Genomic DNA, 16791 nt, shown 5'->3' with positions numbered 1-16791 from the left:
GGTGCAAGTCGGAACGGAGCTGATCGTCGAAGGGGCGCCGCTGCACGGCGTATCAAATTCGCCGTGCGGATCAATGGCTTTCCTTGCGTGCCTGGTCCAGGCTGGACACGGACGCTAGCGAGGAGGTTGAGATGACCCCGGAACTGGCGGCGTTACTTGCCGCGGGGGCGACGACGGTGGTGTCGGCGGCGGCGACCGATGCGTGGAGACTGGCCCGGTCGGGGTTCGGCCGCTTGCTCGGGCGTGGTGACGCCAGGCGGGAGTCCGCCGAGATCGCCCGGCTGGACGTGCTGGCCGAGGCGATCGAGCAGGCGCCCGCCGACGAGCGCGACGAATTGCGTCAGCGCCTCCGGGAGGGCTGGCTGGTCCGGCTCGGCGATCTGGTCGAGGACGATCCGGCGGCGGCGCAGGAGCTGCACGGGCTGGTCGAGGCGCTGGCGCCCCAGCTGCCGGAATCGAAGTGGGTGCAACACAACACCGCGCGGGATCACGGGCAGGTGTTCGCCTCGCTGGGCGGCAACGTCATCGTGCACCAGACACCCCCCAGTGACGGATGATCCAGCAGACCGTCACGGCGGTCGGCGGATTCGCGTACGGGGTGATCAACGCCGATCTGCATGTGTTCAGCAACGGCGCTCCTTTGTATCTGCTGGCCGGCTGGGCTCCGTCCGCGCCGTACCCGGAACGCTGGCTGCTCCAGATGCCCAGCCGGATGCTGAACGCGCGCCGCGAAGTCGTGCCGTTCACCGGCCGCGAGGCTGAGCTGGCCGAGCTGCGGGACTGGCGAGACTCCCCGGATCGGCTGGCCGCGCGCTGGCTGCACGGTCCGGGCGGACAGGGCAAGACCCGGCTGGCGGCCCGATTCGCGAACGAGTGCGAGGCGGCCGGCTGGCGAGTGGCCACCGCGCTGCACGGCCCGGACGCCGACCCACCCGCGCCCGGCAGCCACGACCTGACCCTCGACGGTTACGCCGGTCTGCTGCTGATCGTCGACTACGCGGACCGGTGGTTGCTCAGCAATCTGACCTGGCTGCTGAAGAACGCGCTCCTGCACCGCGACGGCGTGCCCACCCGGGTGCTGCTGATCGGCCGTACGCTCGACGCCTGGCCTGCGGTCAGCGCGATCCTCGACACCCACCTGGCCGGCACCTCACACCAGCGACTGCCCGACCTGGCCGCCGGCCCGGATCGCCGTGACATGTTCGCCGCGGCCCGGGACGGGTTCGCCGCGCTCTATCAGCTGGACCCGGCTCGGATCGCCCCGATCAGCGACCTCGACGGGCTCACGCTGGCCGTGCACATGGCCGCGCTGGTCGCGGTCGACGCTGCTGCCGAGGGCAGGATCGCGCCGCAGGGCACCGACGCGCTCACCCGCTATCTGCTCAACCGCGAGCAACTCGGCTGGGATCGGACCGTGACGACCCCGCGGGACCCGCTGGCCCGGGCAGTGTTCGTGGCCGCGCTGACCGGCGCGATGCCCGGCCCCGACGGCGTCGCGTTGCTCACCCGGCTGGATGCCGCGCCGGATCCGTCCCGGGTGCTCGCCGATCACGCGATCTGCTATCCGCCGGAGCACGCGGGCGCCGTGCTCGAACCGCTCTACCCGGACCGGCTCGCCGAGGACTTCCTCGCGCTGACGATCCCCGGTCACGAGAGCGACTATCCGGCCAAGGACTGGGCGACCGCGTACGCGATTGCTCTTCTCGCCCCGGAGTCCCCGCACCTCGCGCGTACGGTCACGTTCCTGGGCGCCGCCGCGTCGCGTTGGCCGCACGTCGGGAGGAGCTTCCTGTACCGGCACCTGACCGAGCATCCGGACGTCGCGGTCGCCGCCGGCGGGACCGCGCTCGCCGCGCTCACCACCCCGGCGCACGTCGATCGCGCGCTGCTTGAGGCGGTCGAGCCGCTGCTGCCGGCCACCCCGCACGTCGATCTGGACGTGGCCGGGGCGGTGATCACCAGCCATCTCACCCGGCACCGGCTGGCCGAACACGCGGGTACCCCCGCCGAGGCGGGCATCCAGTTGGTGCATTCGCTGCGGATGGGCAACGCCGGCCGCCGGTCCGAGGCGCTGGCCGCGGCGGCCCGCTCCCTGGAGGTGCAGCGGCAGGCTTCCTCCGGTCGCCCGGAGGAGATCCTCGGTGTCGCGGTCACGCTGATGATGTCGGGCGCCCGGCTCACCGAGTCCGGCCGCCCGGACGAGGGCATCCTCCAACTCGAGGAGGCCGTTCAGATCCTCCTGACGCACGGCGAGTCGAACATGGGCGCGGCCGGGCTGCTGCTCCTGGAGGCGATGAACAACCTCGGCTGTGCGTACGTGCGAGCCGGTCGCTATGCGGACGCGGTAGACACGCTGACCGACGTCATCGAGGCGCTTCGGTCCGAGATGCCGCCCGATGCTCCCGCGGCGCTGAGCAGCGCGCTGCCGGACGCGCTGGCCAACCTCGCAGCCGCGCTGCAGTCGCTGGGCCGCGCCCCGCAAGCCCTCGAAGCGGCGACCGAGGCGGTCGACCGGCTCCGGCCGCTGGCCGAGTCAGAGCCGGACGCCTACGGGCCTACGCTGGGGCGAACGTTGTACAACCTCGCGTCCATCCAGGACGATCTCGGGCAGACGCGGCAGGCCCACGCGACCGCGGTCGAGGCCCTGGAGCTGTCCCGCCGCCATTCCGACGTCAATCCGGACGCACACCGGCCGCAGTTCGCCAGCGAGCTGGGGAACCTCACGGTCTACCAGGCCAAGCTCGGCGGGCAGAGCGGTTCGGCCGAGGTCTTGGAGGCTTTCCGCGATCTCGCCGCCACCGACCCGGACGCGTACCGTCCTGAGCTGGCGATCACGCTGCACAACCGGAGCCGGGAGAGGTACCTCGACGGCGACCTGCAGGGGGCCAAGGAGGACTTGCAGGAGGCCATCTGGATCTACTTCGAGCTGACCGAGTCACATCCGGGCAGGTACGGTCCCGGGCTGCTCGCGGCGTTGTCAGCGATGGCCGTGTACATCGACGCGATGGGCCACCCGAAGGAGGCGCTGGGCATAGCCGAGCGGGGCGTCGACACCGGCCGGCACCTGGCCAAGGCGACGGGGCCGGGCCCGATCGACCCGACCCTGGCCCACGTGCTGGAGAACCTCTCCGGCATGTACGAGAAGGCCGGCCGGATACGCGAGGCGATGCGCGCGGCCGAGGAGGCGGTGGCGGTACACGGGCAGATGTACGAGCGTAATCCCGGGGCGGAATCCGCGTACATCACCGCCCTGCAGCGTATTGGCCGGCTGTACCGCGTCCGCGGCCGCCATCAGGCGGCCGCCGCCGAGTTCGAGCAGGCGGTGCGCCAATACCGAAGCGGCCCGGCCGGCATGGTCACCGTGATCGACGCACTCGGCCGCCTCTACAGCGCGACGAAACGCCGGGCGGAGGCGGTCGCCACGCTCCAGCACGTCGTGCGGATCGCCCGAGGCACCGGAGATCTCGAGCTCTTGGCGCACACTCTGCAGGGATACTCGGTCTGCCTGGCCCAGGCGCGCCGCACCAAGGAAGCAGTCGAGCCGGCCGAACTGGCGGTTGCGCTCTACCGGCAATTGGACCTCAACGCCGACCTCGTGGTTGCCCTGCGTAGCCTGGGCAACATCCAACTCGCCAACCGGCAATGGCGGCTCGGCGTGCGTACGATCGGTGAGGCATCCGCTGTCGAGCGGCGGAGCCGTTTCTAGCACTCACGGTGCACAGTCCCCCTCAGATCTCGCCCGGGACGGGCAGGGGAGCTTCGGGGAGTTCTCCCGTGGTCGCGGTGGGTTGCGGGGAGGTGGACTCGGTGACCTCGGCGCTTGGGCCGATCGACGGCACCGCGGAATCGGACGGGGAAGGATCCACCGTGGTGCTTGGAATGACCGATGGGTCGGGCTGCGGGGACGGGATCCTGTCGGTGGGTATCTCGCGGTACTTGTTGGTCTTGTCCGGTGGCTTCGGTGCTTCCGGTTGACCGGTGCACGACATTCGCTGCTCACCGCCGCCGCTTCGAATATGGGAGTCGACAAGCTTGCGGCTTATCTTCACGTTGCGGTAGGCGATGCCGAACTGACCGATGTCCACGGGATATTCTGCGGCCTTCGTGTCGACCTCGTAGGTGGCGCTGACGGTCGTCTCGGCCTTGTCCAGTTCCTTCCACAGTCCCTTCGATTTCTTGGATTCGACGAGGAAGATCCGATCCGCGGTGACCGCGGAGATGAACGGGTCCGTCAGTACGTGGCCGATAGCTTTGCGGATAGCCCTCTCACTGCGCTTCTTGCGCAGGTTGACCACGCGGGTAGCCTGCCTGATTCGTTTGTCCTGTTCGGTGTCGACGACGGTGCTGAGTCGTATCGGGCGGCCGGTCGCGTCGAAGAGGACCTCGTAGGCGATAGCGAGCCGGCCGCGCCATTCAGCGGACACCTTGTCGCTCTTCACCCCGAAACGGTTCAGGAGCCAGCTCGGTGCTTTTCCCTCGAGGGTGGCGGTTCATGATCGTGTGATGCTGAAGCCGCCGTCGGAGAAGAGGGTGAGGAAGGCTTTGGCGTCGGATCCCACCGAGACCTTGCCGGCCAGGTCGGATGTGAGAGCCTGTGTCTGCCCGGTGGCTCGTGCACCGAGGGTGATGATCATGCGGCTCCACCGGTCGGGCGGCCACTTTTCACTGAGCAGGTCCTCGGCTTCTTCGCTGTCGGTTCGCTCGTAGGTGAAGCCCATCCCGGCGGTGCCCTCAATGGCAGCTCTGGCGGAGGGTGCGAGGCCGCCGGCCCACTGCCCGACCTGGGCGTTGAGCCTGGGGTTGACGCCCGCGCCGCCTTCCAGTTCGTAGATCAGGGTTGCTGTGTAGGTTCGTGCGTGCGATCGCGGGTCGACGGTGATGGCAAGCGTTCGGGTGGATGTCTCGCCCACCTTGAGGAACACCCCGTGTCCGCTGATCGTCTGCGCTATCGTGTCCGCGCCTAGCGTGCACACGTAGGTGTCTACTGCGCTATTCGTCTTGGCTGGACTGACGCATCCGGCGGTGGCGGCGATGACCGCAAGGATGAGAGCTGTCGTACTCGTGTGTCGCACAGGCATGGCGACCTCCTGAAACGGCCAGCTTCCCTGGCGCTCCTGGTTGGTCGGGAGTGGTTCGTCGCGTAAGCGACGCCGTAAGCGGCCGTACGGAGGACCCCGGAAGGTGGGGATACCCGCGCATCGCCGGGAGTGCCGCAAGCTGGGCGTCGCCGCGCCGATGCCCCGGCAGTACCGGGGCGAAGTCCGGCGCGACGACTCCCGGTGGGTCAGGCGATGGCGTACGCGTAGTTGGCGCCGAAGTCGGAGTCGTAGGCGGTGCATCCGCTGCGCTGCCCGGTGACCTGGAACCAGAGCTCCACCCGCTGGCTGCCGTGCGCGATGTCGACGGTCGCCGGAACGGGCTCGCCGTTGTCGCCGGTCAGGGCCCGCGACTGCGCCGGACCGCCGTCGAAGCGGTAGAAGACGTCGATGCGCCAGGCCGGTACGCCGTTGTGGGTCTCCCGGCACTGCGGGAGGCGGGCGGTGTCGTACTGGACGGCGAGGCCGTGGCCGGCGCGGATCGGGCCGGTGACCGACTCGGACCAGTCGGCGCGGAACGTGGCGACCGCCGGCTGCTCGATCGTGTAGTGATAGTTGGCGCCGGACCGGGAGTCGTATTCGCTGCAGCCGGTCCGGTCGCCGACGTGGAACCACAGCTCCAGGTCATGCCCACCGAGCGGCAGGTCGATGGTTGCCGGCGCCTTGACGTTGTGCCGGTTCTCGTCGAGCCGGGTGACCGCCTGGGTTTTGATCGGGCCGCCGTCGATGCGGTAGTAGACGCCGATGCTCCAGGCGTCCCCGCCGGCGTACTGGCTGCGGCACTTCGAGAGTCGTGTCAGGTCGTAGTCGACCAGGACGGGCCGGTTGGCCTCCAGGGTTCCGTCGATCCGGTCGGTCCCGTCGGCCGTGAAGCGCAGCACGGGCGTGTCGGCGGTGGTGACGGTCGCGGCTTCGGCCGGCGCTGCCAGGGTGATCAGGGCGGCCGCGCTCAGGACGAGGATGCGGGCGATGCCTGCCATGGTGTGCCGTCTCGCGTTGATCCCAATGTTGCGATGCATCGCAGTTCCTTCTCACAGATCGCTGGTGAGGCGCCGCGCTTGCCGCGACGCCAGAGCAGAGCCTGCAAGTACTTGCAGCACCGGTCAACCGCAATCATTACGCGGGGTGATCGAATCCGCCGAGAAGTGATGCACGCAAGCGGTTCGATAGAGGTCAGGCGAGTTCAAAAACTTCATTCAGGAGCAATGTGGGCGCGGTCACGTATCGGTGCCGCGCAACATGTCGGCAAATGTTGCAAGAGCTTTCAGCGGCCGATCCCTGGTCTTCGCCAGAGGATTTGCGGGCGCGCCTTCGGGGGAGTTCCGGCCTGATCGATAAGTTACCGGGGTGACTCGACCGACGGCCCGTAGGTCGGCCGGCACGCGGCGAGCACTGGTGGGCGCCTGCGTGGGCAACGCCGTGGAGTGGTACGACTTCGCGATCTACGGCGCCTTCGCCACCGTACTCGCCCAAGTGTTCTTCCCGCCGGGTGAGCAGGCGGCGCTTGCAGCAACGTTCGCCATCTTCGCTACCTCGTTCGTCGCCCGGCCGATCGGCGCCATGCTGGTCGGCCGGCGTTCGGATCAGCGCGGACGGCGCCCGGTGCTGAGCCGGATGATCGCGGTGATGACCGGTGCGACCGCAGCGATCGCGCTGATTCCGTCCTGGTCGGTGATCGGTGTTCTGGCTCCGGCTCTGCTTCTTCTTCTGCGCCTGACGCAGGGGTTCTCGGTCGGGGGTGAGGTCGCCAGTTCGGTGGCCTTCCTGTCCGAGTCGGCGCCGGCCGGATCGCGAGGGCGGTTCGGAGGCTGGCACACGGCCAGCATCGCGATCGGCCTGTCGGCGGGTTACGCCGTCGCTGCGCTGCTGTCCGCGGCCTTCCCGGACGACGTCTTGATGGACTGGGGTTGGCGGCTCGCGTTCCTCAGCGCGTTACCGCTGGGCCTGGTGGCCCGCTACATTCGCCGTCGCCTCGACGAGACGCCGATGTTCGAGGCGGTCGCCGCGCCGGCGAAGCCACGCGTGATCGCCGACGTCGTACGGGGCAGGGCCGGCGCGATCGGACGCGGCTTCCTGCTCGTGACCACGTTGTCCGTCGCGTTCAACCTGTGGTTCGTCTTCCTCCCCGGCTACGTGGCGGCTGAGGCCACGATCCCGCTCGGAGCGGCCCTTGGCAGCGGTGTCATCGGGCTCCTCACCGCGGCCGTGACGGCCCCCGTCATGGGCCGGCTCTCCGACCGTCTCGGGCGGCGTCCGGTGCTGATCACCGGCACACTCGCCATCGCCGTTTTCGCTGTTCCCGGCTTCGCACTCGCCGGCCGGGCCATCGCCGGCTTGCTGCTGGCGGATGTCCTGCTCGCCGGTTTGCTCGGAACGCTCGTGGTGACCGCGTTCGTCGCAGAACTCTTCCCGACCGAGGTGCGGGCCACTGGAGTGGCCGTCACCTACGGCCTCTCCACGGCCATCTTCGGCGGCACAGCGCCCCTGGTCGCCACCCTGCTCGCCGGTGCCGAGTCGGCGTGGGCCATCCCGGGGTATCTGACGGTGGTGGCGCTTCTCGGGCTGGCCGCCGCGGTCACCGCGCGGGAGACCGCGTTCGACCGGTTCCGATAGCCGCGAGGGCGCCGCGATCACCCAGCACCGGGCCATCGCCTTGAACAACCGGGGCCTCGCACAGCTCTGGTTGGGGCGGCCTGAGGCCGCGGCGCGTGATGTGGGCCGCGGCCAGCGCCGCACGGGCCGCCGGTCTCGACCTGGCCGAGATCAACGCTGTCGGCCATCTGGCCCTGCTCCAGGTCATGCACGGCTCGGTCCAGGAAGCCGGCGGGCTCGCTGCCAGCGCTTGTGACCTCATCGAACGCGGTGGCTGGCGCAACACCATCCAGTCGGTCGCCGCCCATCTGGCCCAGGCGCTGGTTCACCTGGAACGCCATGACCTCGACGCGGCGGAGGAAGCCGTCCGGGCCGGGACACAGGCGCATGACAGCGATCCCGAAGCCGCTCAACGGATCGTGCTGCACGGTGTCCGAGCCCGTCTCGCGTTGGCGAACGATGACGCCGTGACCGCCCGGTATCACCTGCATGCGGCGCGCGCGGACCGGAACGCCCGGTTGCGGGTGCCGGCCCTCGACCAGTGGCTGTCGCTTGCCGGCGACGAGATGGAATTGGCTGCCGACCGCCCGGAACGGATCTCGGAGCGCCCCGCCGACCCGTCCGAGGACCTGCCGCAACGGGTCATCCGCGCCCGAGCTGCCCTGGCCGTACGGGATCTGCCTCTCGCCGAACGACTTCTCACCGTGACCGGCCCGGCCGTGCTGCCGCACACCGCGGCCGCGGTGGAGGCCGGCGTCATCCAGGCCCTGATCGCCGACAGCAGGGGACAGGCCAGCCGGGCGGCCGAGTTCCTGAACAAGGCGGTCACCCTGGCCGGACGGGAAGGAATCCGACGACCGTTCCGCATCCACGCCGGCGGCCGGCTGGAAGAACTTCTGCACCGCCTGCAGCTGGTCAATCAGGACACCACCGCAACAGTCGACGCGCTGCGCCCCGCCATGCGCGCGGTGGACAACGCCGGCAGTGTCGAAGGGCTCAGTGATCGGGAGAAGGAGGTGCTGCGATTCCTGCCCACCAACCTGACCGCTGGGCAGATCGCCGCCGAGCTGGGCATCTCGGTCAACACCGTCCGGGCGCACCAGCGGGCGATCTACCGCAAGTCCGGGGTGGCCCGGCGCAGCGACGCCGTCGTCTGGGCCCGCGACCACGGCCTGCTCTGACGGCCCGGCGCCGTCACACGTCTTCCCGACTGATCGGCAGGACCCGCGCGACGCCCGGCTGGCCAGGGTCGTCGGTGATGTCGCTGCCGTCGAGCCAGCAGCCGATCACGTGAGCGAGTTCGCCCGGGTGGCTGTAGTTCATCGCGTGTGCCGCGCCGTCGATCACGACCACGGTCAGATGCGGGGGCGCCAGCCGACCGAGCTCGCGTACCCGCGCCATCGGCGGCATCAGCGGGTCGCGGCTGCCTAGTACGGCGAGCGTGGGCACCGGCGTACGCAGCAGGCGTTCCAGTGAGGGAAACCGCACCAGCTCGCTGAACAGGTGCAGGCCGTTGAGCGGGCCGAATCGCAGATAGTCGGGCAGCACGACGGGGATCATCCGCGGGCTTTCGCGGCGTACGTCGCGGGCGAGTTGCAGCAGAGCCCGGCCGAGCGGCTGGTTGTGCATGCCGCCCGCGGGGGAGGCGAGCACGATTCCGGCCACCCGGTCGGGTGCGCTGTGGGCGACCTCCAGCGACACCGGCCCACCCATCGAGTTGCCGATCAGGACGACCTTCTCGAGACCCAGCGCGTCGAGAACTTCCCGCAGCGCCCAGGCCAGCGAGGGGATTCCGAGCGCGTGGCCCCAGGCCGCGCTGCGGCCATAGCCGGGCAGATCCGGTATGAGCGTCGTCGCCCGCCGGGCCAGCGCGCGGGCGGTCGGCAACAGGTAGCTTCCGGACACCGCGAAGCCGTGCACGTGGACGAGCGGGATCGAGCCGGGCACGTCGGGACCCATGCGTACGAACACCGAACGTCCCTGGACCTCGATTCGCCGCTCCCGCCAGCCCGCTTCCGCCACGCCGCCATTGTCGTGCGGCGACCGCGTACCCGACCCCTCCGTCAAGGATGAGCCGATTTTTTTTTGGCACTCCTACCGGCTTCTCGGCTGCTGTACACCCGTCGGACCTGCTTGCGGATCACGCGAGGTTGTTCACCCGGCGCGGATGAGCCGCCGCGGTCCACCGGGTTGGGACTCTGGTCGGGCCGAAGGCGCCGCGTAGGGAGAGGCTCTCATGAACGGATGGTTGATGTGGGGACTCATCCTCCCCCTGCTGCTGGTGGTCGCGGGCATCGTCGTTCTGCTTCGCCGGCGCAACGGCCGCCGCTGAGATGCCGGCCCGCGTCGAAGTCCTGCTGGTCGCGGTGACGCTCGCGGTGGCCGGGTGCGGCGGCGGGGACGGCGACGGCCAGCTGCGAAGGGCCGAACAGCAGGTGTCGGACAAGCAGGAGGGCATCACCGACCAGACGCCGCTGAGGCAGGCGTCGGAGCAGTTCAACGCCGCGGCCGTCGCGCTGGAGATGTCATGGCTGCGACTGCTCACCGAAGCCGGCTGCCTGAGCGAGGACCAGCAAGAGCGGGCCAGCGACTACACCTCGGCCATTCAGAAGTCCCTCGCCCAGGCCGGCTACTACCAGAAAGAGGTCGACGGCATGTACGGCCCGGCGACGGTGGCCGCCGTCCAGGCTCTGCAGAAGGCGCACGATCTGCCGGAGACCGGAACCGTTGACAAGGCCACCGACGCGGCGCTGCAGGCAGAGTTGCGGGCCAGTGGCGGCGCGGCCGCCGATGAGGCCATCGCGGCTACCGCCGCGGTGCAGCAGACGTTGAAGCTGGCCGGCTTCTGGACCGGTCCGGTGGATGGCACGTGGACTGCGGCGCTGACCGAGGCGCTGAAGTCTGCTCAGGCCGCCCTGGCCGTCGAGCCCACCGGCACCGTGGACGCGGCCACGATCGCCGCTGTCGAACGCGCCCTGAAGCAACGCTCGGCGGCGCCCTCCGCGGCCGCGCCGGCGTCGCCGACGAAGTGATCTGACCGAAGTACGGCACGCGCCTTGCCGGGCTCGGCGGTTCTCGCCCGGCAAGGCGCGTGGCTTCCGGCGCTTCATCCCCGTCGGATGAGGAAGACCCCACACCGTCGAGCGAACCTGTAGCTGCGCGAACGGACGACTCACGTCCGCCCCGGAAGGAGAACGTCGATGGCAACCGGACAAGCACCCGTCCTCGAGGCCCTGACCGATATCAACGCGGTGTCGCTGGCCAGGGTCGAACTCGACCCCGCCACGCTGCTCATGGTCCGCATCGCCGCCCTGGTCGCGGTCGACGCGCCTCCGGCCTCCTACCTGCTGCATGTGGCTCCAGCGGTGGAGTCCGGGGTCAAACTCGACGACGTTCAGGATCTCCTCGTCGCCGTCGCACCGATCGTCGGAGCGCCGCGCGTCCTGCGGGCCGCGGCCGCCATCACCGAGGCGCTCGGCGTCGCCATCGCCCTCACGAGTGAGGCGGGGAGCGAGGCGGGCGCCTGACCTGCAACGGGCGGTCATGGCGAGCCAACCGATGTGATCGCCGAGCGCGGCGCGTTGTGCCGGGCGGCTGCGGAGGAGCCGATGTCAATGTGGCTCACTGCCCAATTCACCCGTAGCGGGTGAAGGAATGTCGGATCCCGCCCGGCATGGTGAGGCATAGCTGGCGACCGGGAAGCGGTTTGGCTCGCGGACGAGCGCCAGGGGATCGGGTGCGAGGGGAAGGGAGGCGACAGATGGCCAAGAAGTCGAAGAAGGGCAAGAAGGACAAGAACAAGAAGAGCGCCAAGAAGAAATAGCATTTCGTTTCGCTGGCAGTCGGATGGGCGTTCGGTTGATGCCAGCGGCGCGGGTCGCGTCAAACGCCGGTCTCGTGCCGCAGCATCGACGCGCAGCGCCCACCCACCTTGCCCAGGCTACTGCGGTGGCCGGCTGACGAGAGAGGCCGGCGTTCACCACAAACTCGCGGCGCGGAGAGCTGCGCGAACTCAGCGAACGCGAAGGCCTCGAATGCGTCGATCATCCTTTCCGCCCTACCTCGTAGTAGGCCAGGGACAACTGCTCGGCTTCCCGGAAGCGGACGAGAGTCCACTCACTGTGGAGGCCCTCGCTGCTGCCCTCACCGACGATTTCGCCATCGAATTCGGTCCTCCGTCGGTCGTCCACGGCGCCGATCTCGACACCTTCGACCGACGGCTGGGCGCGGCCGGATTCTCCCTGCATCACCTGTCCGATCCGGCGGGTCAACAGCTCGTGCTGATCCCTCCGGGGGCACACGCGCCGTTGACGATGCCGGTCACGAACGCTCACTGGCCCGCACTCGTGACCGCACTGCCCGCTGGTGCGGTTCGCGATGAACTGGCGCCGTTGGTGACGATCCGCGCTTTGATGGTGCTCGACGAGCGGGATCACCGGATACGCCACGGAGAGTTGCGGAACGAGGATCAGAAGATCCTCGCGAGGCTGCAGCTGATTGAGCAAGCCGCGGACGCGCCGGCTTGGCTGAGCGTGAACCCCCTGCGCGGGTACGGCGGCGACACCCGGCGAGCGGTTCGCCTCCTCACCGCGGCCGGGTTTCCTCCGATCAGGCCGGTTCAGGTTGCCCTGACACGCAACGACACCGGTGTGCGGCAGGTCCGGATCGAACGGTCCGCGCCCGCGATCACGCTGCTGGTCGCCGCGTGGTCCGAACACCTCGCCGTGATGCGCGCCAACCTCCCGGGGGTGCTCGACGACGTGGACACCGAGTTCCTGCACGACTTCCGGGTGGCGCTTCGGCGTACCCGATCGATCTTGAAACTCGGTCGCGCCGCGCTGCCGAAGGATGTGTCCGATCGATGGGAACCGGATCTCAAGTGGCTGGGCGACTTGACGACTCCGGTCCGCGACCTCGATGTCTACGAATTGGGCCTGCCCGAGATGGCCGGCTGGCTGAAGGCGGCCGGCCCCGCCGACCTGCAGACCTTCGCCGTTCAGCTGCGTCGCCATCGGTCGGCCGCCCGACGAACTCTGGTTCGCGGGCTGCGGTCCGCTCGATTCCGCAACGTCCTGTCCGGCTGGGCGGACGTGTTGGCAGACCTTGCCGGTCCGCCACCTGGGCAGGCGAGCGGGCTGACCGTCGGTGAGCTGGCGAACCGCAGCATCGGACGGGCCTATCGACGCGTGGTGCGCGGCGGTGCCGACATCGATCAGGGTACGCCGGCGGAGGCCCTGCACTCACTCCGGAAGAGGTGCAAGGAGCTGCGCTACGCCCTGGAGCTGTTCGCGCCGATCAGCGACCGAGCCGCCCGCAAACGCGTGGTCGCCGATCTCAAGGACCTGCAGGACGTCCTCGGCCGGTTCCAGGACGCCGACGTGCAGAAACAGACGCTTTACCGGTTCGCCGAGCAGATGCGAGAGGCCCACGCGCCCACCAAGGCGCTGCTCGCGATGGGCGAGCTCGTCTCCCATCTGGACGCCGACCAGCAACGGGCCCGCGGCGAGTTCGACCGGGCGTTCGCCCGGTTCAGCCGGCCGGCCGGCCGGACCCGGATACGCCTGCTGAGGGTGGGCCGATGAAGGTCCTCGCGATGTACAACATCAAGGGTGGCGTCGGGAAGACGACCACCGCGGTCAACCTGGCCTACCTGGCAGCCCGGGAGGGGCAGCGGACACTGCTGTGGGACCTCGATCCGCAGGCGGCGGCGACCTTCTTGTTCCGGGTACGCCCCCGGGTGAAAGGTGGAAGCCGCGCCCTGCTCACCCGCGGACGGCCGCTCGCGGCAGCGCTGAAGGAGACCGACTTCGAGGGCCTCGACCTGCTTCCGGCCGACTTCAGCTACCGCAACATGGACCTCGAACTCGACGACACCAAGAAGAGGACGAGAAAGCTCGGCCAGCTGATCAGCACCCTCTCCGGCGACTACGACATGGTGTTCCTGGACTGCCCGCCCAGCATCTCTCTGGTGTCGGAGAATGTGATGCGCGCGTCCGACCTGCTCGTCGTACCGCTCATCCCGGCGACCCTCTCGCTGCGAACACTCGACCAGCTGACGGGCTTCGTCGCGGACGCGGGCGGCAACCAGCCGCAGGTGAAAGCCTTCTTCTCGATGGCCGACCGCCGCAAGCGGCTGCATCGGCAGGTCATCGCCACGCTCTCTGCCGACCATCCCCACGTCGCCCGGACGATCGTGCCGGCACTCTCGATCATCGAGCAGATGGCGGAGCGGCGTGCTCCCGTGCCGGCGTTCGCACCGCGCAGCCGCGCAGCCATCTGCTACGAGCAGTTGTGGGCCGAGATCCGCCCAACCTGAGGCCGGCCTGGCTCCGCTGCTTCCTGCGGCCGCGGCGCACGGGCGAGTTCACCACGAACCGTCAGCCAAATCGCTGCCATCAGTTTCGCGAGGGCCGACCACGACGGGGAACTCATTTGTCGCCGTGCCGACCGCTGGCCCCGTTCCGGAAGGACCGCGCCGCGGGCGCGGCGACTGGTGGCGGCGCCGACCGATCATTCGCGATCTCGGGCCGGCTCGTGAACGATCGCCGCGTCGATCACCCCGGAGCCATGCATCGCACGAGGTGCGTTTTCATTACGGATTCTTCGCTTTGATCCCTCAGCCGATCACCAGACCCATTTCGTGGTCGCCGAAGGGTTGACTATGCGGACTTACGGCGCCATTACGCAGCGCCAGCGGCGCATCGGCCAAATGTGTCGCCCCGCCTCGCCGGAACCGACGGCGGGGTGCTGCCTTCTTGCCCATTCCGCTTGGTGTTGGTCAGCGGCGCCGATTTCACGGCGATGCACGAGGTCATCGTTGCTGCCCTCTCTGCTGAGCCATTTTATTGTGACGGTGCAGATCAAGCAGCGGGTTCTTGGACACTCGGATGGCTAGCGGCCGGTGTTCCGCCGAGCGATCCGACGCCTCGAATGCTCATATCTTCCAGGGGCGAGACTCGCCGATCAGGCGCGGCCGAAAGAGATAATTGCAGCGGGTCTGGCGATGCCGGCGGTTCACGAGTAGTGCCCGTCGCGTTGCTCGCGACTGGATGTCGGATCAACGACCTACCGTCCGTTCTGCCTGGGCCGGCGATGAATGATGTCAGGGAGTACTCCTGAAAAACATGGGTTGTTCCACCGGCGCAGCGTTTCACATTGCTCTTCAGGGATTCGCGCCTCCCGCCATTCGGTCTTGGGAAGGGAGTCGATGCATGACCGCCTTGGAGAATCTTGATATCGCTGACCTGGTTTCGACCCACCCGCCTTGGGCCTTGCGGGAGCGGTTGTTAAGGCAGCAGTTTCTGCGGGAGCGTCAGCTCGAGCCGACTTTGTTCCCCCCGTTCTTCCGGCCCTGCCGCAACCGGGTGCTCCTCGTGGCCGACGGGGGCCTGGACTTCTCAGAGGGTGACTTCGGCTTGAGCGTGTTCGTCCGGACCCTGCTGGACACGCCGGGCCGACACGTCCGGCACGAGATCACCCTTGCCCACATCGGGGCGGCCTCCGGTAGCCAGCTCATGGCGGCAGAGCCACGCATTGCCCGCCGTATTCCCTCGTTCAAGTTCGACGACTCGAGTTCGTTTGCGCCGGACATGTACGACGTTGTCATGCTGTTCGGGATCGCGACCGTCTACGCGGGTCGTGGGACGGCATCAGACGGCAATGCCTATCCCTTCGACCGGCTCGCCGACCCGGAGCTCCGTGCGCTGACGGCATTCATGGAAGGCGGCGGTGGCCTCTTCGCGACCGGTGACCACGGTGCGCTCGGACGGGCGCTGAGTTCAGCGGTGCCACGGGTGAGAAACATGCGCCTGTGGGCTTCCACCGCGCCCCAGGAGGAGTTCGACCAGGTTTCGATGGGAGGGCCGCGCCGCAACGACACGAACCGTGGAAACCTCTTCGACAACCAGTCCGACGCTGTTCCTCAGGTGATCAACCCCAAGATGTACGCCGCGGGCGTCATCATCCGGGCGAGTTATCCTCACCCGCTGCTATGCGGCCCCCGGGGCGTAATCACTGTCATGCCCGACCATCCTCACGAGGGGGAGTGCGTCGAGCCGACCGACACGTCGCTCAAGCTGCCGTTCGGCGGTGCGGAGTATCCGCCGGCGATCGATGGCGGGCCCCGGCCACTGCCAGAGGTGATCTCCACGAGCACGGTCCCATCCGGCAATGAGGCGAAGACCACCGGCGGCGCTAAGCAACCGACCCATAGCCAGGTGTTCGGCGGAATCTGCGCCTACGACGGCCACCGTGCCGGAGTCGGCCGGGCGGTCACTGACGCCACCTGGCACCACTTCGTCAACGTCAATCTAGTGGGCATGGTCAACCCGAGCGCAGCCGCCTTTGACAAGGGTTTCCTCGGCACTGAGGCAGGCCGTATGCACCTGGAGGCCATTCGTGCCTACTACCGCAATGTCGTCGTGTGGTGCACACGGCCGGAACGAATCCGGTGCATCAACATCCGCCTGGCTCTCGAGGCGATTTTCGACGGCCGGGTGCTGGAAGCCGTGCTGAGCACAACACAGGCCCGGGCGGGCGAGGTCTCCCCGTTCGCGCTTCGCCTCATTGGAATTCATGCGCGGGACGTCTTAGGGCGAACCGCGAGCCAGTGCCAGACCTTGCGGCTGGTGCTCGATATCGTCCTCGAGCGTGCCCTGCCCGACCTCATCCCGGACGTGGACCCCTGGCGTGGCCGGGGCGACCGTGACGACCAGCCCGCACGCCTTGACTGGGTCGACGGCAGCGCGCTGCTCGACATCGCGCTCGGTGGAGCGCTTGTGGGATTGCGTGAGGCGGTCGGTGACCTGACCGAAGAGCAGGCCGACGTGGACACCGACAGGCTCGCTGAGGTCATGGCGGACAGCGGGGCACAGGCAGCGAACGTGGCGCTCCGCTCGCTCGCATCCGAGCTGGAGCAGGTCCGGCAACGACTAGGGCTTTAACTGAGTGACCACGAGGGATTGTGGCTCGTCACCGAATAGGGCGCGACGCCGCTTCTCGTTCTGAAGTCGCCATCGTGAGTTCTGGACGTCTGAACGTGCGTGCTGTTGAAGGTCTCCCGGTCCGCCTACTACCAGCGCGACGAACGCTGCGCGCGGCCTCG

13 protein-coding genes are annotated in these 16791 nt (G+C 68.7%); 9 read left to right on the top strand and 4 right to left on the bottom strand.

Annotation, left to right across the window (positions count from 1 at the left end):
• Positions 1–131 precede the first annotated feature (131 nt).
• Positions 132–557 (top strand): hypothetical protein, encoded by a 426-nt coding sequence (locus tag I4J89_RS37090; RefSeq protein ID WP_196418848.1) that lies wholly within the window; start codon positions 132–134, stop codon positions 555–557.
• Positions 554–3706, top strand: a complete 3153-nt coding sequence (locus I4J89_RS37085; protein ID WP_196418847.1) for a tetratricopeptide repeat protein — start codon at positions 554–556, stop codon at positions 3704–3706. The genes I4J89_RS37090 and I4J89_RS37085 overlap by 4 nt, the downstream gene beginning before the upstream one ends.
• Before the next feature lie 22 nt (positions 3707–3728).
• Here I4J89_RS37085 and I4J89_RS37080 read toward each other — a convergent pair whose 3' ends face one another.
• From I4J89_RS37080 to I4J89_RS37070, 3 genes are all read right to left on the bottom strand, one after another.
• The gene (locus tag I4J89_RS37080; protein ID WP_196418846.1) at positions 3729–4439 is read right to left on the bottom strand and encodes a hypothetical protein; all 711 of its coding nucleotides are present in this window, start codon (positions 4437–4439) and stop codon (positions 3729–3731) included.
• A gap of 51 nt (positions 4440–4490) precedes the next feature.
• Positions 4491–4922 carry a hypothetical protein gene (locus I4J89_RS37075; protein ID WP_196418845.1) on the bottom strand — a complete coding sequence of 144 codons (432 nt, stop codon included), beginning with the start codon at positions 4920–4922 and terminating at the stop codon, positions 4491–4493.
• A gap of 362 nt (positions 4923–5284) precedes the next feature.
• Entirely contained in the window at positions 5285–6115 is an 831-nt protein-coding gene (locus I4J89_RS37070; RefSeq protein WP_196418844.1) for a DUF6209 family protein, read from the bottom strand.
• 328 nt (positions 6116–6443) lie between these two features.
• Between I4J89_RS37070 and I4J89_RS37065 the strand changes: the two genes are divergently transcribed.
• Positions 6444–7709, top strand: coding sequence for an MFS transporter (locus tag I4J89_RS37065; protein ID WP_196418843.1), 1266 nt, complete (start codon positions 6444–6446; stop codon positions 7707–7709).
• A gap of 98 nt (positions 7710–7807) precedes the next feature.
• On the top strand, positions 7808–8869 hold the full coding sequence (locus I4J89_RS37060; RefSeq protein ID WP_230860244.1) for a LuxR C-terminal-related transcriptional regulator: 1062 nt from the start codon (positions 7808–7810) through the stop codon (positions 8867–8869).
• A gap of 13 nt (positions 8870–8882) precedes the next feature.
• Here the strand turns inward: I4J89_RS37060 and I4J89_RS37055 are convergent, their stop codons facing one another.
• The gene (locus tag I4J89_RS37055; protein ID WP_309238627.1) at positions 8883–9710 is read right to left on the bottom strand and encodes an alpha/beta fold hydrolase; all 828 of its coding nucleotides are present in this window, start codon (positions 9708–9710) and stop codon (positions 8883–8885) included.
• Between the two features lie 311 nt (positions 9711–10021).
• On the opposite strand from I4J89_RS37055, the gene I4J89_RS37050 reads away from it, so the two are divergent.
• The 5 genes from I4J89_RS37050 (at position 10022) to I4J89_RS37030 (ending at position 16630) form a co-directional block, all read left to right on the top strand.
• Complete coding sequence (locus I4J89_RS37050; protein WP_196418841.1) at positions 10022–10720, top strand: peptidoglycan-binding domain-containing protein; 699 nt, start codon at positions 10022–10024, stop codon at positions 10718–10720.
• Positions 10721–10888: 168 nt separating this feature from the next.
• Positions 10889–11215 (top strand): carboxymuconolactone decarboxylase family protein, encoded by a 327-nt coding sequence (locus tag I4J89_RS37045; RefSeq protein ID WP_196418840.1) that lies wholly within the window; start codon positions 10889–10891, stop codon positions 11213–11215.
• A 507-nt stretch (positions 11216–11722) separates the two neighbouring features.
• A complete protein-coding gene (locus tag I4J89_RS37040; RefSeq protein ID WP_196418839.1) occupies positions 11723–13270 on the top strand; it encodes a CHAD domain-containing protein in 1548 nt (515 codons plus the stop codon).
• Positions 13267–14004 carry a ParA family protein gene (locus I4J89_RS37035; protein WP_196418838.1) on the top strand — a complete coding sequence of 246 codons (738 nt, stop codon included), beginning with the start codon at positions 13267–13269 and terminating at the stop codon, positions 14002–14004. Before I4J89_RS37040 ends, I4J89_RS37035 begins: the two co-directional genes overlap by 4 nt.
• Before the next feature lie 895 nt (positions 14005–14899).
• Positions 14900–16630, top strand: a complete 1731-nt coding sequence (locus I4J89_RS37030) for a hypothetical protein (protein WP_196418837.1) — start codon at positions 14900–14902, stop codon at positions 16628–16630.
• Positions 16631–16791: the final 161 nt, after the last annotated feature.

Origin of the sequence: Actinoplanes aureus (assembly GCF_015704865.1) — a bacterium.
Classification (GTDB): Bacteria; Actinomycetota; Actinomycetes; order Mycobacteriales; family Micromonosporaceae; genus Actinoplanes; species Actinoplanes aureus.
The sequence above is the reverse complement of the archived record's forward strand: the minus strand, read 5'-3'. Positions and strand labels throughout refer to the sequence as shown.

Coding starts and splice junctions, on each gene's coding strand:
- I4J89_RS37030 (WP_196418837.1), top strand. CDS start 14,900: ATGACCGCCTTGGAGAATCTTGATATCGCTGACCTGGTTTCGACCCAC.
- I4J89_RS37040 (WP_196418839.1), top strand. CDS start 11,723: ATGCGTCGATCATCCTTTCCGCCCTACCTCGTAGTAGGCCAGGGACAA.
- I4J89_RS37085 (WP_196418847.1), top strand. CDS start 554: ATGATCCAGCAGACCGTCACGGCGGTCGGCGGATTCGCGTACGGGGTG.
- I4J89_RS37045 (WP_196418840.1), top strand. CDS start 10,889: ATGGCAACCGGACAAGCACCCGTCCTCGAGGCCCTGACCGATATCAAC.
- I4J89_RS37050 (WP_196418841.1), top strand. CDS start 10,022: ATGCCGGCCCGCGTCGAAGTCCTGCTGGTCGCGGTGACGCTCGCGGTG.
- I4J89_RS37090 (WP_196418848.1), top strand. CDS start 132: ATGACCCCGGAACTGGCGGCGTTACTTGCCGCGGGGGCGACGACGGTG.
- I4J89_RS37060 (WP_230860244.1), top strand. CDS start 7,808: ATGTGGGCCGCGGCCAGCGCCGCACGGGCCGCCGGTCTCGACCTGGCC.
- I4J89_RS37035 (WP_196418838.1), top strand. CDS start 13,267: ATGAAGGTCCTCGCGATGTACAACATCAAGGGTGGCGTCGGGAAGACG.
- I4J89_RS37070 (WP_196418844.1), bottom strand. CDS start 6,115: ATGCATCGCAACATTGGGATCAACGCGAGACGGCACACCATGGCAGGC.